The sequence below is a fragment of the Pseudomonas sp. Ma2-10 genome, assembly GCF_054330215.1.
In genome coordinates, this window is the sequence record NZ_JBTEYL010000004.1 from 158,700 (window position 1) to 185,215 (window position 26,516).

24 protein-coding genes are annotated in these 26,516 nt (G+C 57.1%); 14 read left to right on the forward strand and 10 right to left on the reverse strand.

The features are described from left to right. Window positions 1-22 precede the first annotated feature (22 nt). Together ACXPVS_RS07920 and ACXPVS_RS07925 are read right to left on the reverse strand one after the other, a co-directional pair. The gene (locus tag ACXPVS_RS07920; protein WP_458509435.1) at window positions 23-1,399 is read right to left on the reverse strand and encodes an L-serine ammonia-lyase; all 1,377 of its coding nucleotides are present in this window, start codon (window positions 1,397-1,399) and stop codon (window positions 23-25) included. 258 nt (window positions 1,400-1,657) lie between these two features. Beyond that, window positions 1,658-2,620, reverse strand: coding sequence for an isopenicillin N synthase family dioxygenase (locus tag ACXPVS_RS07925; RefSeq protein WP_458509436.1), 963 nt, complete (start codon window positions 2,618-2,620; stop codon window positions 1,658-1,660). 416 nt (window positions 2,621-3,036) lie between these two features. Between ACXPVS_RS07925 and hutH the strand changes: the two genes are divergently transcribed. The 9 genes from hutH to hutC (ACXPVS_RS07970) all read left to right on the forward strand — a co-directional run bounded on the left by hutH (window position 3,037) and on the right by hutC (ACXPVS_RS07970) (window position 12,364). Next, window positions 3,037-4,566, forward strand: a complete 1,530-nt coding sequence (gene hutH / locus ACXPVS_RS07930; protein ID WP_458509437.1) for a histidine ammonia-lyase — start codon at window positions 3,037-3,039, stop codon at window positions 4,564-4,566. Between the two features lie 77 nt (window positions 4,567-4,643). Further along, entirely contained in the window at window positions 4,644-5,840 is a 1,197-nt protein-coding gene (locus tag ACXPVS_RS07935; protein ID WP_458509438.1) for an alpha-hydroxy acid oxidase, read from the forward strand. Window positions 5,841-5,844: 4 nt separating this feature from the next. Beyond that, window positions 5,845-7,221, forward strand: a complete 1,377-nt coding sequence (locus ACXPVS_RS07940) for an FAD-binding oxidoreductase (RefSeq protein WP_458509439.1) — start codon at window positions 5,845-5,847, stop codon at window positions 7,219-7,221. 128 nt (window positions 7,222-7,349) lie between these two features. Continuing rightward, the gene (locus ACXPVS_RS07945; RefSeq protein ID WP_458509440.1) at window positions 7,350-8,186 is read left to right on the forward strand and encodes a transporter substrate-binding domain-containing protein; all 837 of its coding nucleotides are present in this window, start codon (window positions 7,350-7,352) and stop codon (window positions 8,184-8,186) included. 75 nt (window positions 8,187-8,261) lie between these two features. Further along, a complete protein-coding gene (locus tag ACXPVS_RS07950) occupies window positions 8,262-8,921 on the forward strand; it encodes an amino acid ABC transporter permease (protein WP_090185343.1) in 660 nt (219 codons plus the stop codon). Then, entirely contained in the window at window positions 8,918-9,589 is a 672-nt protein-coding gene (locus ACXPVS_RS07955) for an amino acid ABC transporter permease (protein ID WP_458509441.1), read from the forward strand. The genes ACXPVS_RS07950 and ACXPVS_RS07955 overlap by 4 nt, the downstream gene beginning before the upstream one ends. 104 nt (window positions 9,590-9,693) lie before the next feature. Next, entirely contained in the window at window positions 9,694-10,494 is an 801-nt protein-coding gene (locus tag ACXPVS_RS07960; RefSeq protein ID WP_458509540.1) for an amino acid ABC transporter ATP-binding protein, read from the forward strand. Then, on the forward strand, window positions 10,491-11,627 hold the full coding sequence (gene hisC / locus ACXPVS_RS07965; RefSeq protein WP_458509442.1) for a histidinol-phosphate transaminase: 1,137 nt from the start codon (window positions 10,491-10,493) through the stop codon (window positions 11,625-11,627). The genes ACXPVS_RS07960 and hisC overlap by 4 nt, the downstream gene beginning before the upstream one ends. Then, window positions 11,627-12,364: a histidine utilization repressor gene (gene hutC, locus ACXPVS_RS07970; protein WP_458509443.1), complete on the forward strand. Its 738-nt coding sequence runs from the start codon at window positions 11,627-11,629 to the stop codon at window positions 12,362-12,364. The genes hisC and hutC (ACXPVS_RS07970) overlap by 1 nt, the downstream gene beginning before the upstream one ends. A 45-nt stretch (window positions 12,365-12,409) precedes the next feature. Here the strand turns inward: hutC (ACXPVS_RS07970) and ACXPVS_RS07975 are convergent, their stop codons facing one another. The 8 genes from ACXPVS_RS07975 to ACXPVS_RS08010 form a co-directional block, all read right to left on the reverse strand. Continuing rightward, window positions 12,410-13,339 (reverse strand): electron transfer flavoprotein subunit alpha/FixB family protein, encoded by a 930-nt coding sequence (locus tag ACXPVS_RS07975; protein WP_458509444.1) that lies wholly within the window; start codon window positions 13,337-13,339, stop codon window positions 12,410-12,412. Beyond that, on the reverse strand, window positions 13,340-14,089 hold the full coding sequence (locus tag ACXPVS_RS07980; RefSeq protein ID WP_056745417.1) for an electron transfer flavoprotein subunit beta/FixA family protein: 750 nt from the start codon (window positions 14,087-14,089) through the stop codon (window positions 13,340-13,342). A gap of 103 nt (window positions 14,090-14,192) precedes the next feature. Next, entirely contained in the window at window positions 14,193-15,635 is a 1,443-nt protein-coding gene (locus ACXPVS_RS07985; RefSeq protein ID WP_458509445.1) for a purine-cytosine permease family protein, read from the reverse strand. Between the two features lie 151 nt (window positions 15,636-15,786). Beyond that, window positions 15,787-16,929 (reverse strand): acyl-CoA dehydrogenase family protein, encoded by a 1,143-nt coding sequence (locus ACXPVS_RS07990; RefSeq protein ID WP_458509446.1) that lies wholly within the window; start codon window positions 16,927-16,929, stop codon window positions 15,787-15,789. Continuing rightward, window positions 16,919-18,085 carry a CaiB/BaiF CoA transferase family protein gene (locus tag ACXPVS_RS07995; RefSeq protein ID WP_458509447.1) on the reverse strand — a complete coding sequence of 389 codons (1,167 nt, stop codon included), beginning with the start codon at window positions 18,083-18,085 and terminating at the stop codon, window positions 16,919-16,921. The genes ACXPVS_RS07990 and ACXPVS_RS07995 overlap by 11 nt, the downstream gene beginning before the upstream one ends. Window positions 18,086-18,112: 27 nt before the next feature. Continuing rightward, complete coding sequence (gene hutU / locus ACXPVS_RS08000; RefSeq protein WP_458509448.1) at window positions 18,113-19,792, reverse strand: urocanate hydratase; 1,680 nt, start codon at window positions 19,790-19,792, stop codon at window positions 18,113-18,115. Window positions 19,793-20,132: 340 nt separating this feature from the next. After that, window positions 20,133-20,885, reverse strand: coding sequence for a histidine utilization repressor (gene hutC, locus ACXPVS_RS08005; protein ID WP_458509449.1), 753 nt, complete (start codon window positions 20,883-20,885; stop codon window positions 20,133-20,135). 106 nt (window positions 20,886-20,991) lie between these two features. Beyond that, entirely contained in the window at window positions 20,992-21,945 is a 954-nt protein-coding gene (locus ACXPVS_RS08010; RefSeq protein ID WP_458509450.1) for a LysR substrate-binding domain-containing protein, read from the reverse strand. Between the two features lie 213 nt (window positions 21,946-22,158). On the opposite strand from ACXPVS_RS08010, the gene ACXPVS_RS08015 reads away from it, so the two are divergent. The 5 genes from ACXPVS_RS08015 to ACXPVS_RS08035 all read left to right on the forward strand — a co-directional run bounded on the left by ACXPVS_RS08015 (window position 22,159) and on the right by ACXPVS_RS08035 (window position 26,458). Then, the gene (locus ACXPVS_RS08015; RefSeq protein ID WP_348128910.1) at window positions 22,159-22,929 is read left to right on the forward strand and encodes an ABC transporter substrate-binding protein; all 771 of its coding nucleotides are present in this window, start codon (window positions 22,159-22,161) and stop codon (window positions 22,927-22,929) included. Between the two features lie 138 nt (window positions 22,930-23,067). Further along, window positions 23,068-23,757, forward strand: a complete 690-nt coding sequence (locus ACXPVS_RS08020) for an ABC transporter permease (RefSeq protein WP_348128907.1) — start codon at window positions 23,068-23,070, stop codon at window positions 23,755-23,757. Then, window positions 23,754-24,467, forward strand: a complete 714-nt coding sequence (locus tag ACXPVS_RS08025) for an ABC transporter permease (protein ID WP_348128904.1) — start codon at window positions 23,754-23,756, stop codon at window positions 24,465-24,467. Before ACXPVS_RS08020 ends, ACXPVS_RS08025 begins: the two co-directional genes overlap by 4 nt. A gap of 26 nt (window positions 24,468-24,493) precedes the next feature. Beyond that, complete coding sequence (locus ACXPVS_RS08030; RefSeq protein ID WP_458509451.1) at window positions 24,494-25,261, forward strand: ABC transporter ATP-binding protein; 768 nt, start codon at window positions 24,494-24,496, stop codon at window positions 25,259-25,261. Between the two features lie 75 nt (window positions 25,262-25,336). After that, entirely contained in the window at window positions 25,337-26,458 is a 1,122-nt protein-coding gene (locus ACXPVS_RS08035) for a DUF2817 domain-containing protein (protein WP_458509452.1), read from the forward strand. The last annotated feature ends 58 nt before the right edge of the window (window positions 26,459-26,516 follow it).

The following is a 26,516-nucleotide window of genomic DNA, read 5'->3' on the forward strand; positions in this document are numbered from 1 at the left end:
TCTCTCCTATGGACCAAGTGGCTCAACACTCGATGGAGCTAACGGCCAGCCCGCCACGTGAGGTCTCTTTGTATTTGTCATGCATGTCTGCACCGGTATCGCGCATTGTGCGGATTACCCGATCTAGTGAGATAAAGTGCGTCCCGTCACCGCGCAATGCCATTTGTGCAGCATTGATCGCCTTCACCGCTGCGATGGCATTGCGCTCAATGCACGGCACCTGTACCAGTCCGCCAACGGGATCACAGGTCAAACCAAGATTGTGTTCCAAGCCAATTTCTGCAGCATTCTCTACTTGCTCGGGACTGGCGCCGAGAATTTCCGCAAGGCCGGCAGCGGCCATTGCGCAAGCAGAACCGACCTCGCCCTGACAGCCGACTTCCGCACCGGAGATAGAGGCATTACGTTTGCAAAGAATGCCGACGGCGGCGGCGGCAAGGAAATAGTCCACCACATCGCTATCCTTGGCCTCCGGGCAAAATTTCATGTAGTACTGCAAAACGGCTGGAATAATCCCTGCCGCGCCGTTGGTGGGTGCTGTGACCATTCGCCCGCCAGCGGCATTTTCTTCGTTGACTGCCAAAGCGAATAGGTTCACCCATTCCATGGCGCTCAATGTCGAACCGATGACATTAGGCTTTCCAATCTCCAACAGACTGCGGTGCAGGCGTGCCGCGCGGCGCTGTACATTCAGTCCGCCAGGCAATACGCCTTCTTTCTTAAGGCCGCTATCCACACAGCTCCGCATGGCCTGCCATATTTGCGCCAGCCCCTGGCGTATTTCTTCTTCACTGCGCCATGCCAGTTCATTTGCCAGCATGAGTTGAGAAATACTTAGTCCATGCGCTTTACACTGACTCAGCAGTTGGGCGGCATTCTCAAATTCGTAAGGCAGTTTGGTCAGATCCTGATCAAGCTGCCCGCTTGCAGCCTGCTTTTGATCGACGACGAAGCCACCACCGATTGAGTAGTAGGTTTCGCACAGCAGCAGGCCGTCATCGGTAAACGCGCTTACAGTCATGGCGTTGGGATGGTAAGGCAGGTTTTCTTCGAGCAGACGCATGTCCCGTTGCCAAATAAATGGCACATGGTATTTACCGGCCAAGAGCAAGCATTGCGTCTCGCGGAGCTCCAACAAGCGAGGCTCGATCAATAAAGGATCGACCTTATCAGGCCACTCACCCATTAGCCCCATGATCACTGCTTTATCCGTCCCATGTCCGACCCCCGTAGCCGACAGCGAACCGTAAAGCAGCACCTCTATGCGTCGTACCTGCGCCAGCATTTCCTGCTCGCGCAAGGCCTCTACAAACAGAGCCCCGGCACGCATTGGACCGACGGTATGGGAACTGGACGGACCGACTCCTATTTTGAACAAGTCAAAAACACTGATAGCCATCGTTGATCTCCACGCCACTTCAAGGTTGTCAGGAACTCCCCCGATTGTCGGCGTTGAGGATCGTCAACAGGTGTCAGATATCGACTCCTAAGTGTTCGCTAATACCACTTTCCAACTGAAAGGGTTTACCCCCACACGGAAGGCGAAACAGCTTTGGGATATCCAATAGCACGGAAATACGCCTAGCTCGCCCCTCCCAACACCTACCTATTGAACTGGCATGAATATCTTGCCAAATGATTCATCGTCGACCTGGGACTAGTGTTTTTTACGGTATGCCATTGAGTCATCTATGCGTTTGAGTATGTAGTCTCCCGCAGCTACTGGCTTATACAGACTCTGCGCCCTGTCGATGCCCAAATCACAGGGATCGACTTCGGCGCTGTAAGTCGGGTCGTAAAACGTCGCAATGGAGTAGCGCTCATGGCCTGAAGAGTTGATCACTCGGTGAAGAGTCGAACGAAAACGATCGTTGGACCAATGCGCCAACAAGTCTCCGACGTTCACCACCAGACTGCCCGGAATCGGCGTGGCATCGATCCAGCGATCGGAGCCCAACTCGCGCACCTGCAAACCACCGCTGTTGTCTTGATAAAGCAATGTTATGCAGCCGTAATCCGTATGAGGCGCTACCCCAAACTGATCAGCCTCGGCTTTCGGCGGTTGCGGCGGGTAATAGACCATCTGCGTGCGCTGCAGAGGCTTGGTGTACTTATCCGTGAAAAAATCTTCTTCGATACCCAACCCAGCAGCCACCGCCTTCAGCAAATCCGCTCCGGCCTTTGCGATTTCCGAATAGTACTCAGTCAGTGCTTCGCGCAGCTGCGGCATAAAGGCTGGCCACTGATTCGGTCCACGCAGAGCCTCACCGGCGAGTACGCAAGGATCATCCTCCGTTAACTCCAAGCCAATACTGAAGAATTCCTTGTGATCGGGTTTAGTGGCCTCGTACATGGTCGCACCACCCAGCGCATGCCAGCCTCGATGGCGCTTGTTCACTGCCACCTGACGCTTGACCTCGGTTGGATAGGCAAAGAACTGCCTGGCTGCCGACATGGCTGAGTCAATCACCGTTTGCGGCACGCCGTGATTGATGATGTAGAAGAAACCGGTTTCGCTACAGGCTTCTCGAATGGCGTCACCAGCTCGACGAATACTCGCCTGATCACCTTCGCGAACACCAGACATATCAATCAAGGGCAGGTTGGCGCTAGAGGTCATGTTAGCTCCTGGGTGCATCGTGAATGCAGTGGTGGGATACCCGGCCTCATCAGCGAATGACCAACCGGTATATACAGGATAAAGCATTTACTGTGCCGTCCAACCAGGCAGTCGCCAGAAAGCCTCGGACTAAAGCGAATAGCACTTTTTAATAACTGCACAAAACCGTAATCAACCTGTTACCCGCCGGTTTCCCTTCGCCCCATTAGGGATCGGAGAGTTCCCATTTGGTGCAACCTTTGGTTACAGGCCTGAACAAAGAGACACCAGTGATTCTCTTTTTGTTTTGGATCAACAGGGGCTAGAACGCTGCTCGGCGAGAGAAATTGGAGTTATGGCCTACATTTTGCCTTTCCTGTATATACAGGAATATATAGCTACCCTTTCCCCTCCACCCTGACCTCAGGACATTCTCAATGTACGCACCGTTGCAGCTCAAACCCGGTCATCTCACCCTCGATCAATTGCGCGCCATTTATCAGTTGCAAAGCCCCTTCGAACTGGACCCGGCCGCACGGGACGTCGTCGATGCAAGTACTCGTACAGTAGACGAAATCATCGCCAACCAGCGGACGGTGTACGGCATAAATACCGGGTTCGGCCTGCTGGCACGGACCTCAATCCCTACCGAATCGCTGGCCAAACTGCAGCGCAACCTGCTGCTTTCACATTGCACCGGCACCGGCCCGCTGCTGGATGACGCCAGTGTCGCTCTCATCATGGCGCTCAAGGTGGGTTCCCTTGCCCGTGGTTTTTCCGGGATTCGCTGGGAGGTGATTCAGGCCCTGAGCAAGCTCTATGCAGCCAGGGTTTACCCGTGCATACCGTCACAAGGGTCCGTCGGCGCTTCGGGCGACCTGGCACCGCTGGCGCATATGTCCGCGGTGTTGATCGGCGTCGGCCGGGTGCGCCATGAGGGCCGTGAAATGGATGCTGTCGAGGGTCTGGCGATTGCAGGCCTCGAACCGATGGTGCTGGGCCCGAAGGAAGGCCTGGCGCTGATCAATGGCACTCAAGTCTCGACGGCGCTGGCCTTACGTGGGCTGTTCGCCTGCGAAAAACTGTTCAGCGCTGCGGTCGTCGCCGGTAGCCTGAGCGTTGAAGCGTTGAAAGGCTCGGACGTGCCGTTTGACCCACGCATCCAGGCCGTTCGCGGACAACCGGGGCAGATCGACGTGGCGCAGCTCTACCGCGAGTTGCTGGCTACCAGTGAAATTCGCGAATCCCATCGCCACTGCGACCGAGTGCAGGACCCTTACTCGCTGCGTTGCCAGCCTCAGGTCATGGGCGCGTGCCTGGACCACATGCGCTTCGCCGCCGGAGTCTTTCTGCGTGAGGCCAATGCCGTCTCGGATAACCCGCTGGTGTTCTGCGCCGACGGCGACGTGCTCTCCGGAGGAAACTTCCACGCCGAACCGGTCGCCATGGCCGCCGATGTGCTGGCCCTGGCCATCTCCGAGATTGGCGCCCTTTCCGAGCGGCGCATCGCACAACTGGTTGATCCGGCACTGTCGGGCCTGCCGGCCTTTCTGGTGCGCGAAGGCGGCCTGAACTCTGGTTTCATGATCGCTCAGGTCACCGCTGCCGCCCTCGCTTCGGAGAACAAGACCCTGGCGCATCCGGCATCAGTCGATAGCCTGCCGACCTCAGCCAACCAGGAAGACCATGTCTCGATGGCGACCTTTGCGGCACGTCGTTTGCTGGACATGGCCGGCAACAGCAGTGCGGTGGTCGCGATCGAGTTACTGGGCGCGGCTCAAGGCGTGGACTTGCATGCCCCACTGCGAACTTCGCAAAAGCTCAGCGAAGTGCTGACGATGATTCGCCGTGAAGTGGCTCACTACGATGAAGATCGCTATTTCGCCCCGGATATCGCCGCTGCGCGCGCCTGGGTCGAGAACGCGGCGTTCACTCGCTGGTTGCCAGCCGAACGCCTGTATGCCTGATTCGTACACCTGAGCCGAACCCGTTCGCCGCCTCACTGCGGCGAACACCTACTCTTGCGTAGCCGATGGGATATGCCATGCGCCGCTATTATTCAGGCCCGGACTATCGTCGAGCACACAGCATTGCCGAGCTGGCAGTGATGGCCCGCCGACGTTTGCCGCATTTCGCTTGGGAATACCTGGAGGGCGGTGCCGAAGAAGAGTTGACCTTGCGCCGCAACCGTCAAGGCTTCGCGGATATTGCCCTGCTGCCGCAGACTCTGGTGCCCTGCTCCGTAACGCAATCCCAGCGCTTGCTGTTCGGTCGAGAGCTGCCGTTGCCCATGGCGATCGGCCCCACCGGCTATAACGCCATGCTTTATCGCGATGCCGATATTCACTTGGCCCGCGCTGCAACGGAGCGCGGCCTGCCCTTTACCCTGAGTACCGTTTCCACCAGCTCTCTGGAGCAAGTGGTCGCGGCGGTGCCAGAGGTGAATATCTGGTTCCAGCTCTACTGCCTGCGTGACCCGAAGGTCCAGGAAGACCTGCTCCTGCGCGCAGCCTCCGTGGGCTGCAAGACCTTGTTGCTGACCAGCGACGCGGTGCTGCTGGGCAACCGGGAGTGGGACAAACGCAACTTTGTCCGGCCCCGGCAACTGAGCCTGCGCAACAAGCTCGACGTGCTCAATCATCCTCGGTGGATGGCCCAGACACTGTGGCCTCATGGCCTGCCAAACCTGGGCAACATCGAACGCTATTTGCCCTCCGCGCAACGCACTATCGAAGGTGCCGCCCATTTCATAGGCTCACAAATGGACACCGGCCTCGATTGGGATGCCCTCGCCCGCTTGCGTGACCGCTGGCCACAACGGTTGTTGCTCAAAGGTGTGTTGCACCCGATGGATGCCGAGAAAGCCATCGCGCTGGGTCTTGATGGCGTGGTGGTCAGCAACCACGGCGGCCGGCAACTGGACGGCGTCCCGGCGAGCATCGATTGCCTCCCGGCGATTGCCGCCGTCGCCAAAGGCAAGCTAACGCTGCTGCTCGACAGCGGCATCCGCCGTGGTACTGACATTCTCAAAGCCTGCGCCCTCGGTGCCGACGCGGTTTTGCTCGGGCGCGCTACCTTATATGGAGTGGCAGTCGGCGGTCAGGCAGGTGCCGGACATGCGCTCGACCTGCTTGCACAAGAGTTGCGTCTGGCCCTGTCGCTGCTCGGAACACCAGACCTGAACCAGCTCCACCGTCGCCAGTTGTGTGCGACGCCCTCCACATCCTTCACCGTGAGTTGAACCGATGAACGATTTGCAACAGACCCTCGAACAATTGCGCCTGGCGCTGGGTGATGCCGCGGTAGTGACGGGCGCTGATATCAGTCAACGACACTACAGCGACTGGACGGGCCATGCACCGGCCTGCCCTGCCGCACTGTTGCTGCCACGCTCCACAGAGCAGGTTGCGAGCGCTTTACGCATCTGCAGTAACGCGCAGCAGCCGGTGGTCCCCCAAGGCGGAATGACCGGGTTGGCCGGTGGCGCAGTGCCTCGTGAAACGGACATTGCCCTGTCCCTGGAACGCCTGCGCGGCATCGAAGAAATCGATCCTGCGGCGGCGACCATCAGCGTCTGGGCCGGCACTACGTTGCAAGAGATTCAGCAAGCAGCGCTCGATGCCGGATTCATCTTCCCCCTGGATCTCGGCGCCCGTGGTTCGTGCCAGATCGGTGGCAACATCGCCACCAATGCCGGCGGCAACGCCGTAATCCGCTACGGCATGACCCGAGATCTGGTGCTCGGTCTGGAGGTGGTCCTGGCCGATGGCCGGGTGCTGAATCTGCTCAACAAGATGATCAAGAATAACTGCGGTTATGACCTGAAACAGTGCTTCATCGGCAGCGAAGGCACTCTTGGGGTGATTACCCGCGCGGTATTGAAGCTGGCACCTCAACCTGGCGAAACCACCACCCTGCTCTGCGCCCTGCCCGACTACGCCAGTGCGGTCAGCCTGCTGCGTCGGGTGCAGCGCAGCGTCGGTTCGCCGCAAGCGTATGAGCTGATGTGGCAGGATTTTTTCCGTCTGGGGGTTTCCTGGCTGGAAAACCCGACCGCACCCATGTCGCTCGACCATCCGTTGTATGTGCTGCTCGAATGCGCCAGCCCTCGGGAGTTGCTTGAGCAGACACTGGAAGAAGCCTTTGCCGCCGGTGAAGTGGTCGATGCGGTATTGGCCAGCTCCCAGACCCAGGCTCGGGCGCTCTGGAAGATCCGTGAAGCGACGGGCGAATTTCCCCTGCGCATGAAGCCTTTGAACTTCGACATCAGCCTGCCCATCGGCCAGATCGGCGACTTTGCCGAGCGCTGTCGCCAGCGTCTGGAGCAGCGCTGGCCGGGTAACCACAGTGTGTATTTCGGCCATATAGGTGACAGCAATCTGCACCTGACTGTGGACTGCGCCTCCTTGCCCGAGCCTGCCCCCATCCTTGAGGTCGAGGAGCTGGTCTACAGCGCTGTCGGCGAACTGGGCGGTTCGGTCTCAGCCGAACATGGCATCGGCTTGCTCAAGCGCGACTTTCTCCATCACTCGGTCAGCCTCGAGGCTCGCCAGGCGATGCAGCAACTCAAGGATTGCTTCGATCCCAAGGGCATTCTCAACCCGGGAAAAATTCTCGGTTGAGTGCCGATTCAAGCTGTATATACCGCTATGGCACGTTAACTGCTGTAGCCGTAATGATTCACCCGCAACGCATAACCAGAACCAACACACGCCATAAGCCTCGCTGCATCTGATGAAGGAGTTACACCATGCAACTCGATTCTCTGTTCAGTAAAAAATTCAACGGTCTGTGCATCGCCTTGACCCTGGCTGGCGCCTGTATGGCGGCCCAGGCCGATCAGCTCGCCGATGTCAAAAAGACCGGAGAACTGGTGGTGGGCACCGAGCTACAATTTGCGCCTTTCGACTTCACCGAGAACGGCAAACAGAAGGGCATGAACGCCGAGCTGTTCGAGCAGCTGGGCAAAGAATTGGGCGTCAAGGTCAGATTCATGGACCTGCCATGGCCAAGTGTGTTGCCGGGGCTGGAAGCCAAGAAATTCGACGTCGTCGCGGGGCCTATCATCGTTACCAAGGCACGCAAGGAGCGTTACCACTTCGTCATGCCGATAGCCGAGGCAACCGTAGCGTTGCTGGTCAGCGCCAAGGACAGCCCCATCAGTAAACCTGAAGACATTGCCGGCAAAGCCGTGGGCGCAGGTAAAGGCTCGGCGCAACTCGAAGAGCTGAAAACCTTCGCCGCCACCCTGCCGAAAAAAGTCGATGTCCGTGAATACATCGACAACAACCAGGCCTACGCAGAGCTGGGGACCAAGCGCATCGTTGCCGTCGCCAATTCACTGCCAAACATCTCCTATGTCGCCGCCCAACACCCGGACAAGTACAAAGTGGTGATGCCTCCATTTGGCAAGAAATCCTACTTCGCCTACCTGGGACGCAAGGATGACGATGCCAACAGCCTGATCGCCGCCCTCGATGGCGCCATGCTGAAAATGCACGAAGACGGTCGCCTTGCCGCCCTGCAAAAGAAATGGCTGGGTACCGAAATGGACGTGCCGAAAGCCGACTTCGAGCCTACCTGGTAAAGAAAGACCACGGGGTTTATGAACGGATCGCCGGCTCAGCCGAGCCGGTGATTTATCCATGCTGGAGGCACGACGATGTTCGATTGGCCTTTACTGCTGCAAAACCTGCCCCTTCTGCTGGACAGCCTGCTGGTGACCCTCGAAATTTCCGTCGCGGCACTGGCCATCGGCTTTGTCATCGGCGTGATCGTGGGCAGTCTGCGTCTTTCACCCCTGCCGCTGCTCAGGCGTTTGGGCGGCGCTTATATATTCGTGTTCCGTGGCATTCCGCTGCTGGTGCAACTGCTGTTCATTTATTACTTCCTGCCGCGTATCGGCCTGCCCAACGTTTCGCCCATGGTGGCAGCGGTGATCGGGCTGTCTCTGGCGGCGGGTGCGTATATCGCTGAAATCATGCGCGGTGGTTTTCTCGCCATTCCTGGAGGTCAGCTGGAAGCCGCCGGCCTGCTGGGCCTGAGCTCAGGGCAAATGCTGGTGCGCATCCGCGTCCCTCAAGCCGTACGCCTGACTTTGCCGGCACTGGTCAACGAAATGATCCTGCTGATCAAGGCTTCGTCACTGGTGTCGGTGGTGGGTTTGGCCGACCTGACGCGCACCGCCCAGAACATTGCTGCCAGTGACTACATGTTCGTTCAGGACTACCTGATGCTGGCCGGCTTCTATTGCCTGATCAACATTCCGCTGGCGTTCTTCGGCGGCCTGCTGGAACGTCATCTGAAGGAGCGCTACGCATGATCTTTGACCCCACGATCATCACCGACCATCTCGGCGAAATCGCACAAGGCTTCATGATCACCCTCGGCACCTGGTCTGCCGGTGTCGCGCTGGGCCTGATACTGGGCATGTTGATCGCTGTTGCCCAACTGTTCGGCAACAGCCTGGTGCGCGCGCCGTTGCGGGCGTTCATCGAGATGATTCGAAGTACACCGTTTCTGGTCCAGCTGTTCCTGGTGTATTACGGCGGCCCGTCTTTCGGCTTGAACCTGGACCCCATTCCGGCCGGCATTCTCGGTTTGGGCATTTATGGCAGTGTCTATTTCGCTGAAATCTTCCGCTCCGGCTTTCAATCCGTTGCCCGCGGGCAGCTGGAAGCGGCCGACTGCCTGGGCATCACCCGCCTGCAATGCATTACGCGCATCCAGATTCCACAAATGCTGGTGATCATCCTGCCAGCACTGGTCAATCTGATCACAATCCTGTGCAAGGAAACGGCGGTGTTGTCGATCATCACCATCCCCGAATTGACCATGGTCCTCACCGGCATTGGCTCGGAAACCTTCGCCTTTGTCGAGACCCTGCTGGTGCTGTGCATCGGCTACCTGCTCTTGGTGGAAGCCTGTTCACGCCTGGGCATGCTGCTGGAAGTGCGCGTCGGGCGATTCATGCAGAAGCAGCCGCGATGAGCAACTTCCATTCGACGCCGACAGCTGCGCCACACTCATCCGTATTGAACGAATCAGGTGAAGCGATGAAGACTTCCAAAACACTCTCCGACAACAGCGCGCCGATGCTGAAACTGAAGAACGTCGGCAAGAGCTTCGGCAACCTGCGGGTACTCAAGGGTATCGACTTGCAGGTCCGGCATTCTGAAGTGGTGTGCCTGATCGGCCCTTCCGGCTCGGGCAAAAGTACCCTGCTGCGCAGCATGGCGTTCCTTGAGGAGTACGACGAGGGCGAAATTTACATCGAAGGTCAGTTGCTTGGCTGGGTGCCGGAGAACGGCAGGGGCCGCAAGCGCGCGGCCCAGTCGCAAATCAATCTGGTGCGGCGCAACGTTGGCATGGTCTTCCAGCAATTCAACCTGTGGCCGCACATGACCGCCCTTGGCAATGTCAGTGAAGCCTTGCTGCGTGTGCGCAAGTTATCCGCCGATGACGCCCGGCAACGAGCCATGGCGATGCTGGATAAAGTCGGGCTGGCCCATAAGGCCGCGGCTTATCCGGCGCAGCTGTCCGGTGGCCAGCAACAGCGTGTGGCGATTGCCCGGGCATTGGCCATGGAGCCGCACATCATGCTGTTCGATGAGCCCACCTCGGCCCTCGATCCGGAGCTGGTTGGCGAAGTACTGCAGGTCATGAAAACCCTCGCCAAAGAAGGCATGACCATGGTGGTGGTCACGCATGAGATGGGTTTCGCCGCCCAGGTCGCCGACTCGGTGGTGTTTCTCGATCAAGGCCAAGTGGTCGCTCAGGGCACCCCTCACGAAATCTTTCACAACGCCGAACAGCCACGTCTGCAGCAATTCCTGCAGAACTACCTGGATCGCAACGCCTTCTGGCAGGACACCAAAGAGGTTAGCCCGGTATGAATTCCAACGACCTGAATCTGTTGGCCCGCGCCGAAGTGCGTGACCTGGCCAGCTACAACGCCGGCCTCGGCTCGGATGCGGTGCGAAAGCGCTTCGGACTGACCCGGGTCGCTAAACTGGGCAGCAATGAAAATCCGATGGGCCCGGCGCCTGCCGTTACCGCCGCCATGGCCCAGGCCTGCAGTGAAATTGCGCTGTACCCCGATGCCGGTTGCCAGGCATTGCGCGCCGCACTCTCGAAAAAACTCGACGTACCGGAAGATCAATTGGTGTTCGGCAATGGCTCGGAAGATTTGCTGAGCGTCATCAGTCGGGTGTTTTTGGACCACGACGATGAAGTCGTCACCGTGGTGCCGTCCTTCGGCTTGCACTTTATCTACCCAATGGCAGCCGGTGCCCGGGTGGTAGGCGTACCCATGACCGCCGAAGGTAGCTTCGACGTAGCGGCAATGCTCGCAGCACTCACGCCACGCACGCGTTTGCTGATGTTTTCCTGCCCGTCCAATCCGGTGGGCTGCACACTGAGCGCCGATGAGTTGCAGCAGTTGCTCGACGCATTGCCCGCGCGGTGTTTGCTGGTGTTCGATGAGGCCTATTACGAATACGCCCGATGGGAGGCTGGCTATCCGGATTGCCTGGGCTTGATTCAGGCCAGCGGCAAACCGTTCATACTGCTGCGAACCTTCTCCAAGGCTTATTCCCTGGCGGGCTTGCGCGTCGGTTACGGAATCGTGAGTGACCCTCTGCTAGCCGATCTGATCAATCGTCTGCGCACGCCTTTCAACGTTAACCGCGTGGCCCAGGCCGCGGCGGTTGCAGCGCTGGCCGACGATGAACATCTGCAAGCCTGCCTTTCCCATGTCGCCAGCGAACGCCGCAGGGTGGCAGCCGCACTGCACGAACAAGGCGTCGCGACCGCTCCATCCATGGCAAACTTTCTGTACTTCCACACGCCCTACCCTGCCGAAGTCATCAACCAGGCACTGCTGCGCGAGGGAGTCATCATCAAGCCTTGGCGCGAAGCTGGATATTCTCAGCACTTGCGGGTATCCATCGGAAGCTGTGAGGATAACGACCTTTTCCTCCAAGCACTGGCAAGCGTCCTTGCCGCACAAGAAACACGGACCGACTAATGATTAAAAATGCACCGCAAGCGCTCTATCAGCGCGCGAAGGACTTTGTGCAAGGCCAGCTTCGCGCGGGCGTTTGGAAACCGGGCGACCTGATCCCCTCAGAGAACCGTTTGGTGCAAGAACTGGGGATGTCGCGCATGACCGTCAACCGGGCATTGCGCGAGCTGACCGAAGAAGGGCATTTGGTGCGGATTTCAGGTGTAGGCACCTTCGTCGCTGAAAGCAAACCGCAATCGAACCTGCTGAGAATCACCAACATCGCTGACGAAATCCTCGCCCGAGGTCACAGTTACACGTGCCGAGTCCTGCACCTGGGACGCGAGGCGGCCTCTATGCCGGTGGCCGCCGCGCTGGCGCTGACCACCGGCTCTTCGGTTTTTCATCTGGTCTGTGTCCATTGCGAAGAAGGCGTACCGGTCCAGCTCGAGGATCGTTACGTCAATCCCGAGCTGGTGCCGGATTTTTTGCAGCAAGACTTTGGCGAGCACCTGCAACCGGCCAGATACCTGCTGCAGGTCATCAGGCCCGATGAAATGGAACATATCGTCGAAGCCAGCCACCCCAGCAGCGATGAAAGCAAACATATGCAAATCGATGCCAATGAACCCTGTCTGGTCCTCATGCGCCGGACCTGGAGTCAGGGCAAAATCGTCACCTATGTACGCCTGATCCATCCCTCCTCACGCTATCGCCTGGGCAGTCGCTTGCCGGTGAATGGAGCGCACAGAGACAGCTGAGGCCCGACGGCACTTATGTCGACGGGATAACCCTTTTCATACAGCTTAAATCGCCCTCTCCAGCTCAGGTATGGCTTCGAACAGGTCCGCCACCAGGCCGTAATCGGCCACCTGGAAGATCGGCGCTTCTTCGTCCTTGTTGATCGCAACGATCACTTTGGAGTCTTTCATGCCGGCCAGGTGCTGGATCGCGCCGGAGATACCGACCGCGATGTACAGCTGTGGAGCAACGATCTTGCCGGTCTGACCGACCTGCATATCGTTGGGTACGAAACCTGCGTCGACCGCGGCGCGGGAAGCACCAACGGCAGCGCCCAGCTTGTCGGCCAGGGCGTACAGGTGTTTGAAGTTGTCGCCGTTCTGCATGCCGCGGCCGCCGGAAACGACGATCTTGGCAGCGGTCAGTTCCGGACGATCGGACTTGGCCAGTTCTTCGCCAACGAAGCTGGAGATCGCAGCATCGTGAGCAGCAGCAACGGTTTCAACGGCAGCCGAACCACCTTCAGCAGCCACCGGGTCCAAACCGGTCGCACGCACAGTGATCACTTTCACTGCAGCGTTCGATTGAACGGTAGCGATGGCATTACCGGCGTAGATCGGGCGCTTGAAAGTGTCAGCGCTTTCAACCGAGATGATCTCGGAGATCTGGTCAACGTCCAGCTGAGCGGCAACGCGCGGCAGGATGTTTTTGCCGTTGGACGTAGCGGCAGCCAGGATGTGGCTGTAGCCCTTGCCCAACTCTGCAACCAGCGGTGCGACGTTTTCCGGCAGCTGGTGAGCGTAGGCGGCGTTGTCGGCCACCAGCACTTTAGCCACGCCAGCGATTTTCGCAGCAGCTTCAGCCACGGCGTCAACGCCCTGGCCTGCTACCAGAACGTGGATGTCACCACCGATTTTGACGGCGGCAGCCACAGTGTTCAGTGTGGCCGGGGCCACTACTTTGTTGTCGTGTTCAGCAATAACCAAGATAGTCATTTAGATTACCTTCGCTTCGTTTTTCAGTTTCTCGACCAGTTCAGCCACCGACTTGACCTTGATACCCGCGCTGCGTGCAGCTGGCGCTTCGACTTTCACGGTCTTGTTGGTGGAGGCAGTGGAAACGCCCAAAGCGTCCGGAGTCAGCACTTCGAGAGGCTTCTTCTTGGCTTTCATGATGTTTGGCAGAGACGCATAACGCGGCTCGTTCAAACGCAGGTCGGTGGTGACGATGGCTGGCAGTTTCAGGGAAACTGTCTGCGCGCCGCCGTCGACTTCGCGAGTCACGGCAACCGTGTCGCCGCTGATTTCGACTTTGGACGCGAACGTACCCTGACCGTAGCCACTCAAAGCAGCGAGCATCTGGCCAGTCTGGTTGTTGTCACTGTCGATGGCTTGTTTGCCAAGGATCACCAGCTGAGGCTGTTCCTTGTCGACAACAGCCTTGAGCAGCTTGGCAACGGCCAGCGAAGTCAGGTCTTCAGCGGATTCGACGAGGATGGCGCGGTCGGCACCCAGAGCCAGCGCGGTGCGCAGTTGCTCTTGAGCGGTGGACGGGCCGATGGAGACGACGACGATTTCAGTCGCAACACCTTTCTCTTTCAGGCGTACGGCTTCTTCCACTGCGATTTCGCAGAACGGGTTCATCGACATCTTGACGTTGGCGAGGTCGACGCCGGAATTGTCCGCCTTGACGCGAACCTTGACGTTGTAATCGACCACCCTTTTTACCGCTACCAATACCTTCATTTTTACTCCCCCTTTGAGTACAGGTCTAATCGCGAGAAATCTCTCGCAATGCCCATGCGGACCAGGCCGCATGGACGTATAAAAAACGCCTTGGCCAGTGGCTTTAAGTAGCGTCCAACCCCGTAGCGCGGCCGTCTTGAGGAAGAATCAGGCGCTCCGGTACACGATGCAGTGACTTACGAGCCACTAGGTAATAGATCAGGCCCGGCAATGTCAGACCGATGATCCATGAGATATCCGTCCCGCCCAACGGCTCGACCAAGGGTCCGGTGTAGAAGCTGGTCGCAATGAACGGCATCTGAATCACCACGCCCATGGCATAGACCGCAATGCCCGGCACATTCCAGCGTCCGTACCGGCCATCAGGATCAGAGAGCGCGGGTATGTCGTAGCGCTCCTTGGTCACCAGGTAAAAGTCGACCAAATTGATTGCGCTCCAGGGGGTAAAAAAGGCTAGCAAGAACAGGATGAACGACGAGAAGTCATGCAGAAACGAGTGTTGGCCAAGCAATGCCAGCAAGGTCGCCAAGCCGACCATGATGAGGATGTAGATCAGACGCAAATTCCTGGATATTTCCTGACGACCGCGAAATCCGCTGATGATGGTGGCCAGCGACATGAAACTGCCGTAGGCATTCAATGTTGTGATGGTCACCTTGCCAAACACCACGCTGAAATACAGCAGAGCCGCCAGTGCACCAGTCGATCCCAGACCGACGATGTACGCCACCTCGTGACCGGCGAACTGATCGCCCGCCAAAGCTGCAACAAACACCCCGAAAACCATAGATATTTGCGAACCGATGACAGAGCCGAGTCCCACCGCGAGAAAGGTTTTCAAAGGCGAGGTGCGGCCTGGCAGATAGCGCGAGTAGTCCGCTACGTAGGGGCCAAAAGCGATCTGCCAGGACGCCGAGAGCGAGATCGCCAACAGGAAACTGCTGAGGGTAAAATGCCGATTATCGAGCAACACGCTCAGATCGTGCTGCGAGAGCAGCGTATAGAACAGGTAGAAAAAGGCGATGATGCCAATGATGCTCGACAACCGACCGATCAAGTGGATCGTTCGGTAACCGAGAATCGTCAGCAAAACAATCATCGCAGCGAAGATCATGATGCCGGACGAGTCCGTCACATGGAGCAACTGACCGATAGCCTGACCTGCGAGCACTGAACCACTGGCGGAAAAACCAATGTACATCAGGCACACCAGCACGATTGGAATGACTGCGCCAAAGACCCCGAACTGCACCCGACTGGAAATCATCTGCGGCAAACCGAGGCGCGGCCCTTGAGCGGCATGCAACGCCATCACCGTACCACCGAGCAACTGCCCGATCAGCAGACCGATCAATGACCAGAACACATCGCCACCCAGGACCACCGCCAGGGCACCGGTGACAATCGCAGTCACCTGGAGGTTTGCACCGAACCACAGTGTGAACTGGCTGAACAGCCGACCATGCCGTTCGGACTCGGGGATATAGTCAATCGAACGTCGCTCGACCAACGAGGTGCGTTGCGGGTTATCGTTACGCGTGGACATGAGTAGTTCCTCAGGACGTCGCTCAGGTCGACGCCCTTTTTGTTGTTATAGGGGAAAGACTTTTTGATCCTCGAGCGCTTGGTAGTGCGTCCGTACCAGCTGAAAAGCTGACGCCGACGAATCTCAGTCTCGCTGACGACAGCCCTGAAACTTACTTGTAAGCATCGAGCAGGCTTCTGGAAATGATGATTTTCTGGACCTCTGAGGTCCCCTCGAAAATCCGCAAAATCCGCGCGTCACGCACGTAACGCTCCAGTGGCAGGTCACGGATGTAGCCATAGCCTCCGTGCAACTGCAGTGCTGCATCGGTGATGAAACCGGCACACTCGGCGGCGACCAGCTTCGCGGTCGCTGAGTCCAGACTGAAGCGCTCCCCGCTGTCACGCCTGGCAGCCGCCTTCCAGGTGAGCATGCGTGCGCTTTCCAGCTGCGCGTACATGTCGGCCAAACGCCATTGGGTGCCCTGGTACGCGGCCAGCGGTTTGGTACCGATCTGCCGCTCACGCACCCAGTTCAGACTGCATTGCATCGCGGCATTGGCGATACCCAACGACATGGCCGCTACCTCGACCCGACCTCGATCAAGTACCGCCATGGCTGTATTGAATCCCTGCCCTTCAACGCCGAGCAAGGCCGACTTTGGCAGCCAGCAATCCAGCGCCAGTTCATAGATGGTACTGCCGCGCAGCCCCATTGTTTTTTCCGGGCTGGAAAAGCTGATCCCGGCCGTCCCCTGAGGAATCATGAAGGCACTGATGCCCTTGTGTCCGGCCTCGGCATCGGTTTTTGCATAGAGCACAATAAAACCCGCTTCACGGGCGTTGGTGATGTAGTGCTTGCTGCCCCGCAGACGCCAGCCCCCCTCCTCGCGTTGTGCCCGGCAACGCATGTCCGCCGGATTCGAGCCTGCGGCAGGCTCGGTCAAGGCGAAAGCGCCGAGCAATTCACCGGTGGCTGCGCGCGGCAACCATTCTTGCTTCTGGGCTTCGGTACCACCAATGAGTATCGAGTCAGTCGCCAGAAAGTGGGCGGTCAATGCAGAGGCCGTCGAAGCACACGCACCAGCGACCGCTTCGATCACCCGACTCATTGCGAGGCTGCCAATACCCAGTCCACCATACTGCTCCGGGAGGTTGATCCCCATGCAGCCGAGTTCGGCTAGGGCTTTTAGGCTGTCGGCGCAGAATGTTTCGGTCTCATCGTAGTGCTGAGCTCGCGGCTGAATGACTTCCCGAGCGACTTGTTCAGCAGATTCAATAACCGCCAGCTCAACCTGATCCAGTTCAAAGTTCATGTGAGTTTTCCTGTTTATTCAGTCCAAATGCCTGGTTATCTGCACCCAGCCGAGGCGCAAGCGTGGTGGCGTGGGGTTTCTGTCCATTGAAAAATACCGGCTGTGGAACCAGCGGTAGCGCAGAGCCTTCGGGGTAAATCTGCAGTTGCCGCACGCGTGCCTGCTCGCTACTTGCCGCCTCGGCCAGATTCCACACCGGCGATGCTGGAACGCCGGCGTCGAGCAAGGCATCACAAAGCGCCTCGACCTTGCCGTTGAACGTCCAGCCTTCGATTTCGCTGCGCAAGGCAGGCTCGTTACGGGTGCGCTGATCGTCGTCGATAAAGCGTGGATCACTGGCCAGTTCGACTTTGCCCATGCACTCGCACAAACGCTGGAACAACTTGTTGCTCGCCACCGCGATAACTACCAGACCGTCCGCTGCACGGTAGGTATCGAACGGCGTCGACACCGGATGACGGTTGCCGACCAGCCCGGGTGCCACACCGTTGGCATAGAGGTTGGACAAGCCGGTCATTTGTAGGCTGAACAACACATCGAACATGGCGACGTCGATGTATTGCGCACCTGGTGCATGCCGTTCACGAGCGAACAATGCCGAGCTGATGGCCCATGCGGCATAGACCCCGGCACACAAATCGCCCATGGCTTCGCCGCTGCGGGTCGGCCCGGTCTCGGCAAAACCGGTGACGCTCATGAGGCCGGACATTGCCTGCGCAACAATGTCGTAGGCCGGCCGCCGCGATAACGGCCCCTCCTGACCGAAGCCGGAAATGCTCGCGTAGATCAGGCGCGGGTTATGTTGCTTGAGGGTTTCGAAATCGATACCCAATCGCTGAGTGACACCCGGGCGGAAGTTTTCCACCACGACGTCAGCGTCAGCGACCAGTTGATAAAACCTCGCCCTGTCGGACGTCGACTTGAAGTCGATTTCGACGCTGCGCTTGCCGCGATTGATCAGACCGAAATAGACACTTTCGCCATCACGAAAAGGCCCCAGATGTCGGCTGTCGTCACCGTGCATCGGCACTTCGAATTTGATGACGTCAGCGCCCAGATCCGCGAGCATCGCAGTGCAATGGGGACCGGCAAGGACCCGGCTGATATCCAGGACGCGCACGCCCTGGAGTTGTTGAGTGAATGGACTGTCTTTCATCGTCAATGCTCCGCAGAGAGTGGTCACTCAGGCCTTGGTAATCATCGGCAGGTTCAGGCCCTGCTCCTTGGCGCAGTCGATCGCGATCTGGTAACCCGCATCGGCGTGACGCATAACGCCAGTCGCCGGGTCGTTGTGCAGCACGCGAGCGATACGCTCGGCCGCTTCGTCAGTCCCGTCGCAGACAATCACCATGCCCGAATGCTGGGAGAAGCCCATGCCGACGCCGCCGCCGTGGTGCAGGGAAACCCAGGTCGCGCCGCTCGCGGTGTTGAGCAGGGCGTTGAGCAGTGGCCAGTCGGACACGGCGTCGGAACCGTCCTGCATCGATTCGGTTTCGCGGTTCGGGCTGGCCACGGAACCGGAGTCCAGGTGGTCACGACCGATCACGATCGGTGCCGACAGCTCGCCGCTGCGCACCATTTCGTTGAACGCCAGGCCCAGCTTGGCGCGCAGGCCCAGGCCAACCCAGCAGATACGTGCCGGCAGACCCTGGAAGCTGATGCGCTCGCGCGCCATGTCCAGCCAGTTGTGCAGGTGGGCGTCGTCCGGGATCAGCTCTTTTACTTTGGCGTCGGTTTTGTAGATGTCTTGCGGATCGCCCGACAGTGCCGCCCAACGGAACGGACCGATACCGCGGCAGAACAGCGGACGGATGTAAGCCGGTACGAAGCCTGGGAAGTCGAATGCGTTCTCGACGCCTTCTTCCTGGGCCATCTGACGGATGTTGTTGCCGTAGTCGAAGGTCGGAATGCCCATTTTCTGGAATTCGAGCATCGCTTTAACGTGCACGGCCATCGATTGCTTGGCGGCTTTGACCACGGCAGCTGGCTCGGTCTTGGCGCGAGCGCGGTACTCTTCCCAAGTCCAGCCGGCTGGCAGGTAACCGTTGAGCGGGTCGTGGGCGCTGGTCTGGTCGGTGACCATATCCGGGCGTACGCCACGCTTGACCAGTTCTGGCAGGATTTCAGCCGCGTTACCCAGCAGGGCGATGGAAATCGCTTTGCCTTCCTTGGTGTATTTGGCGATGCGGGCCAGCGCGTCGTCGAGGTCGGTGGCTTGCTCATCGACATAACGGCTGTTCAGGCGGAAATCGATGCTGACCTGCTGGCATTCGACGTTCAGCGAGCAAGCGCCGGCCAGGGTCGCGGCCAGAGGCTGAGCGCCGCCCATGCCGCCGAGGCCCGCGGTCAGGACCCAACGACCTGTCAGGTCATCATTGTAGTGTTGGCGACCGGCTTCGACGAAGGTTTCGTAGGTGCCCTGAACGATGCCCTGGCTACCGATGTAGATCCAGCTGCCGGCGGTCATCTGGCCGTACATGGCCAGGCCTTTGGCGTCCAGTTCGTTGAAGTGTTCCCAGCTCGCCCAGTGTGGCACCAGGTTGGAGTTGGCGATCAGTACGCGGGGGGCGTTGCTGTGGGTCTTGAACACGCCGACCGGCTTGCCGGATTGCACCAGCAGGGTCTCGTCGTCATTCAGGTTGGTCAGGCTTTCGACGATCTTGTCGTAGCATTCCCAGTTACGTGCCGCACGACCGATACCACCGTAAACCACCAGTTCTTTAGGGTTCTCGGCGACTTCCGGGTCGAGGTTGTTCATCAACATGCGCAGCGGCGCTTCAGTCAGCCAGCTCTTGGCGGTCAGCTTGTTACCGCGGGCAGCGCGGGTTTCAACGTCACGGTATCTATTGGGTTTATCAGTCATGGTGGAATCCTTCATCTAGCGTATCAGCGTTATGGGGCCAGCAAGGTACATTGCAACTTATACCAGCCTGTACATACAAGTGAATGCAAGTGAAGGGCCACCTCTTTCTGAAGACAAACGGATTCCATCTAAAATTTTCAATAAATTTCAGATAATTCAATCAGTTAAAAAAAATAAGAAAAAATCAGAAGAATCGAAACAACGAAAAAATCAGTAAAATTCTGCCGCAACTTTGCGCAACCCAATGATCAGAAGTAACATCTCCGCACCAAAAGTAACACCAGTGATACTGCCGGAGGTGTGATAACGACACCTCGGTAGCAGTCATCCCGCGGAAGGATCAGTTACCAAATTTCCCTTCAAGTCGATAGCGTGAACCGGGGTAAACCAATCGTGCGCTGCCGACCTGTCCTTTCGCTGACCAAGTTCGCCGACGGATCAACAGGCACGGTTCGTTGCGCTTGATCTGCAGCAATCGGCATTCCACCGACTTAGCGTGGATCGCTTCGACGACATGCTCACCTTCGGTCAATGGTGCCAACTGGATGAGATAGGCATAAGGCGTGACTTTAGTGAAGTCTTGCTTGAGGTACTCAGGCGCCACCTGCGCATTGACGAAACGCTCCTCGATCTGGACCGGCACTTCATTCTCGTAATGCACTACCAGTGAATGAAACAGTCGCGGCACACCGTCCAGGGCGAACGGAAGTGCCAGCGCGGACTTAGCGGGCACCTCTTCAAGCGTGATGACTTCACAGCGATGGGTGTGCCCGCGCGCAGAAATTTCTTCGGCGATATTGTGAATTTCAAACAACGCAGCATGACCTTTTGGCTCGGCGACAAATGTACCGACGCCCTGCATACGAACCAGTAACCCTTCTATAGTCAGCTCCCGCAAAGCCCGGTTGATGGTCATTCGGCTGACCCCCAATAGGCTAAGCAACTCGCTTTCCGATGGTAGTTTTGAGTTGGGCAACCATGCCCCTGAGCGGATCTTTTGCACGATGGCTTGCTTGACCCTCGCATACAGCGGCGAGGGGCTCTCGATCGTTAAGGACTCAAGGGGGGGCTTGCCATCGACAGTCGTGGACACAATGTTTCCTGATATTAAAGGCTCCAGCGAGCGGAGCGCCTAGTTTATACGAAGGCCTTCGGTTAAACGTGGCGCTAAGAGCACACAGGATATTGGGCCCTGTGCATCAGCTACTTTTCTTGAGTTCATGGTCGGCCAATAACTGCTCGTTTATTACCATCTGGTCCCGCCCACGAGCCACCAGCCATCGATGGAAGTCGCGACAGTGAGCCTTATCGAAAGCATCTTTGGCCCCCACTAAAAAATAGGATGAAGGTAATTGCAATGCTTGGGCGAATGGCATTATCAGACGCCCGTCCGCTAACGCATCGGTAATCATCGAACATTGCGCCAACACTACCCCCTGTCCCGATATCGCAGCCTGGACCGCCATCGATGACAATGAATAGACCCGATAACCATCGCGCATGAGTGAACTGTCAACTTCTTGTGCACTGAACCAATCACGCCACGATGGCGGGGAAGCGAATTTCGGCAACCAGTCAATGGACAAAAGTGGATACGCCAGCAAGTCTGCCGGAGTCCGTAACGGTGCATTATCTCGCAGCATACTTGGACTACAGACCGGAACGACGCAATCGCGGAACAGTTCAATAGCGTGTTCGGTAGACTCGTAGTCCCCATAAGTGACCCGAAAATCGATTTCGTAGCCGTCTGGCGCTGGCTCAGCATGACTACCGTCGAGGAAAAGGTTGAGTTCTGGGTGGTCGCTCTGCCACGTGTAAATAAGCGGTGCTAACCAATCTGAAAATAAGGACGGCAACGCACTGATGCGTAAATTGCTGGCGCTCTTCGACCTCTCGACGTCCACTTGGGCAATGCGCAGGATTTCGAACGCTGCCACGCAGCTGTCGTGATAGCGCTGCCCTGCGGCAGTCAAGCGAATGCGCTTGCCCACTTTGAAAGTCAAACTCAAACCCAAGCTGTCTTCCAACAACCTCATTTGCTGACTGACAGCACCTGCCGAAATGCCCAGGCGCCTTGCAGCTTCAACAATTCCACCAAAGCGCCCGACGGCTTCAAAAACCTGCAAAGCACGCAGAGAAGGCAAGCTGTTCATGAACATCTCCAGAAAAGTACTTTCCGCTTGATACTTTAGCTCAGCTACACAAAGTAACAGTTTTTAACATCTTTTCGAATATTCAGACTCTCGTATTCTGATGCCACTGCTTGCTCTGAAGGCAGTGAGCAGAAACACAGTCAGACGAGCGCCAAGACACTGCATTAAGCAACGTGTCATGCGCAACCCTATGACAGACAAAGGAAAACAAAAATGAAAAAATTTGTCCTTGCTACTTTTTTCGCACTCGCTTCCACCGGCGTCCTAGCAAAAGACCTTAGTGTCATTCGATTCGGTGTAGACCCGACGTTTGCACCTTTCGAATCAAAAGAACCCGATGGCCAACTGGTCGGTTTCGATATTGATCTCGGTAACGCTATTTGCGCTCAGCTCAAGGTTAAGTGTGTCTGGGTCGAAATCGCTTTTGACAGCATCATCCCCGCACTTAAGGCGAAAAAATTCGATGGCATCCTTTCGGCTATGACCGTCAACGAAAAGCGTAAAGAAAATGTCGCGTTCTCTGACAAGCTTTACAACTCACCCAATCGTCTGATCGCCAAATCTGATAGCGGTCTACTACCCACCGTAGAATCGCTCAAAGGCAAGCGTATTGGCGTGGCCCAAGGCAGCACCCAGGAAACTTACGTCAGAGCCGCATGGGCACCGCACGGGGTCACCATGGTGTCTTACACGAACCAAGATCTGTTGTACCCAGACCTGGTCAGTGGTCGTATCGATGCCACCCTGACAGATGCGGTAGTCGCGGATATCGGCTTCTTGCAGACGCCTAGAAACACTGGCTTTGCCTTCGCTGGCGATACCGTTCAAGACGAAAAGCTACTGGGTAGCGGAATCGCGATTGGCCTGCGCAAGGAAGACCAAGATCTGATTAACGCGATCAACGGCGCGCTCGCAGAAATGCACGAAAACGGTACTTACGACGCGATTCAGAAGAAGTACTTCACCTTCGATATTTATAACTGAAACCCGTTTGCCTGACCGGTTCCGATCACCTGAGTACCAATGATCGAAAGCCTAGGTCGGGCCCCACGGCTATCCCCTGATTCTCAAGCCCCTGAATGGACGGTCTACGGACCGCCATTGCCGAAGGAGAGACGGAACATGTTTTTACAGGGCTATGGTGCGCTAATTCTCGTAGGTACCTTTGCGACCATCAAGCTGGCGTTACTCTCGATGTTGCTGGCAGTTTCACTCGGCTTGATCGGAGCATCAGCAAAGCTTTCCAGCCAACGGCTTCTGCGAATTCTCGCAACAGGCTACACCACTCTCATCCGCAGCGTCCCTGACCTAGTGATCATGTTGCTGTTGTTCTACAGCTTACAAATTTTGCTAAATGTTATTACCGAATGGCTGCACCTCACGCAGATAGATCTCAACCCGTTTGTAGCTGGGGTGTTCACCCTGGGATTCATTTACGGCGCCTATTTCACCGAGACATTTCGAGGTGCGTTTCAATCTGTGCCTGCCGGGCAGCTAGAGGCGGCAATCGCCTATGGCATGAATCCCCGGCAAGTGTTTGTGCGGATCCTGTTCCCACAAATGATGCGTTTTGCACTTCCTGGTATTGGTAATAACTGGCAGGTGTTGATTAAAGCCACCGCATTAGTCTCGATCATTGGCCTTATCGATATCGTCAAGGTGACTCAGGATGCAGGCAAACACTCGATGCAATTGTTCTTTTTCAGCTTGGTCGGCGCCTTGATTTACCTATCGATTACCACCCTGTCCAACGGCGTTCTGACATGGCTGGAGCGCCGCTACTCCGCGGGTGTAAGAGGAGCCCAACTATGATCGGAATCTTGCAGGAATATTGGCAATCCTACCTCTGGTTCGATGGCTACCAACTGTCTGGCGTTGCCATGACCTTGTGGCTGCTGGTCGCCTCCATCGCCATCGGCGGCGTGTTGGCGGTGCCATTGGCAGTAGCGCGAGTCTCAAGAAATCCCTTCATCCGAGGGCCCGTCTGGTTCTACACCTATGTGTTTCGGGGTACCCCGCTGTATATCCAGTTACTGCTTCTCTATACCGGGGTCTACAGCCTCGAAATGGTCCGCAATCAACCGGAGCTGAATTCCTTCTTCCGCGAGGGGATCAACTGCACTTTGTTGGCATTTGCGCTCAACACTTGCGCTTACACCACAGAGGTCTTCGCCGGAGCAATTCGTGCGACGGCTTACGGTGAAATTGAAGCCGGACGCGCCTATGGCATGTCGAGCTTCACCTTGTACCGACGCATTATTTTGCCCTCAGCGCTGCGTCGCGCACTGCCGTACTACAGCAATGAGGTGATCTTGATGTTGCATTCCACCACCCTCGCCTTCACCGCCACGGTGCCTGATTTACTCAAGGTCGCCCGCGATGTGAATTCCGCGACTTACTCCTCGTTCGAGGCATTCGGTATAGCGGCGGTGCTGTATGCCCTGATGGTATTTGCCCTGGTCTGGCTGTTTCGTCTCTGCGAAATGCGCTGGTTAGCCTTTTTGAAACCTCAGACTCACTGACTCGGCGTAATTAGAGAGCACCGATTATGTACAAACTAAGCGTAGATGAGCTGCACAAGAATTACGGCTCCCATGAAGTTCTTAAAGGTGTATCACTCAAAGCCAAAGCCGGTGATGTGATCAGCATCATCGGTTCGAGTGGGTCGGGTAAAAGTACCTTTCTGCGCTGCATCAACTTCCTTGAGCAGCCCTGTGCCGGGCGCATTTCGGTAAACAGCGAGGAAATCCGTACAAAAAAAGATATCAACGGCGCCTTGCGAGTGGCCGATCAGCACCAACTGCAAAAAATACGCACCAAATTGGCCATGGTGTTCCAGCACTTCAACTTGTGGCAGCACATGACCGTGCTGGAAAACATCATCGAAGCTCCCATACATGTACTGGGTATCAAGCGCAAAGAAGCCGAGCAGCGGGCGCGCCAGTATCTGAGAAAAGTGGGCCTGGATATCAGCGTCGAAAGCAAATACCCCTCTCACCTCTCGGGCGGTCAGCAGCAGCGAGTAGCGATTGCTCGGGCACTGGCGATGGAGCCAGAAGTAATGCTGTTCGACGAACCGACATCAGCGCTAGACCCTGAGTTGGTGGGCGAAGTGTTGAAGGTGATGCAAGCCTTGGCCGAGGAAGGCCGAACCATGGTGGTGGTCACTCACGAAATGGGCTTTGCCCGAAACGTCTCCAATCACGTCATGTTCCTGCATCAAGGTCGCGTGGAGGAAGAAGGACACCCCAGCGAAGTGTTGGTCAATCCGCGAAGCGAACGCTTGACGCAGTTCCTCTCTGGCCGCCTGAAGTAACTCAACGCACGTTTCCAACCATGGCGCCGGGCGACTCCTGAACGCCCGGTGCCAGTTGATCGATTTGAGGTAAGCATGAACACAGGTTTTCCAACCCGCCCCAGCTACACCAGCCAACGCGAGCAGTTTCTGGGAGCGGCTGCGGCGGCAGGTGCCCGACTGACAGAATATCTCCACCCATTGAGCGGCCCCTTTGGTGAGAATCTAAGTACCGATGTTGCCTGGCTCGGCGATCCACACGCCAAAAAAGTATTGGTATCACTCAGCGGCACCCATGGAGTTGAAGGGTTCTACGGCTCTAAGTGCCAGATAAAATGGCTGCAAACATTCACCGATAGAGCCCTACCGAGTGATGTCGCGTTGTTGATGATCCATCTGATCAACCCTTGGGGCACGGCCTGGATGCGCCGCGTCAACGAAGACAACATCGACCTCAACCGAAACTATCTGGACTTCACTAAAGCGCTGCCGGACAACCAACAGTATGAGGCGTTACACGAGATCTATACCTGCACACAGCTGTTGGGACCAAAGCGAGACCAGGCCGATGCCCTGCTCGACGAGCGAACTCGCGCGCAAGGTTGGTCAACGGTGATGTCAATTGTCGAAGCCGGCCAGTACACCCATTCTGACGGTCTTTTCTATGGCGGGCAGTCACCAAGTTGGTCGAATAAAACCCTGCACACCATTCTCCAAGAACATCTGACTCAGGCCCAAGTAGCTATGTGCTTTGACCTGCACACCGGTGCTGGAGACTATGGCCACCCGATGCTGATGACCATTGCCAAGTCCGCCTACCCAGAGCTGCACGATGCCCAGGCGGTGTATGGCCCGTGGCTTTACACCCTGATCACCGGAGCTGGCGTCCAAAGTGATACCGGGGTGGCAGCGACAGCGACGGGCTATACCTCTCAGGCCATCATCGATGCTCTACCGCACGTACACTTGATGCCGTTCGTGATTGAATGTGGTACGTACCCAGGAGAACAGATTCATACTTTTTTACGTAATGACCAGTGGCTGCACCTGTACGGAGACTTTACCGATCAAGTAGCACGGCAAATAAAACTTGAATTACTCGAACAGTTCTATCCCGCCGATAGCGACTGGCAGGAGGTGGTGTGGCAGCGCACCCGACAAATCTGGGAGCGGGCGTTGACAGCGTTGCCACAGATTCAACCATTCGCTCCTCAGTAACCAATTCATCCATCACGCCCGCTGAAAACCACCAATAATTTCCCCACATTCAAGACTG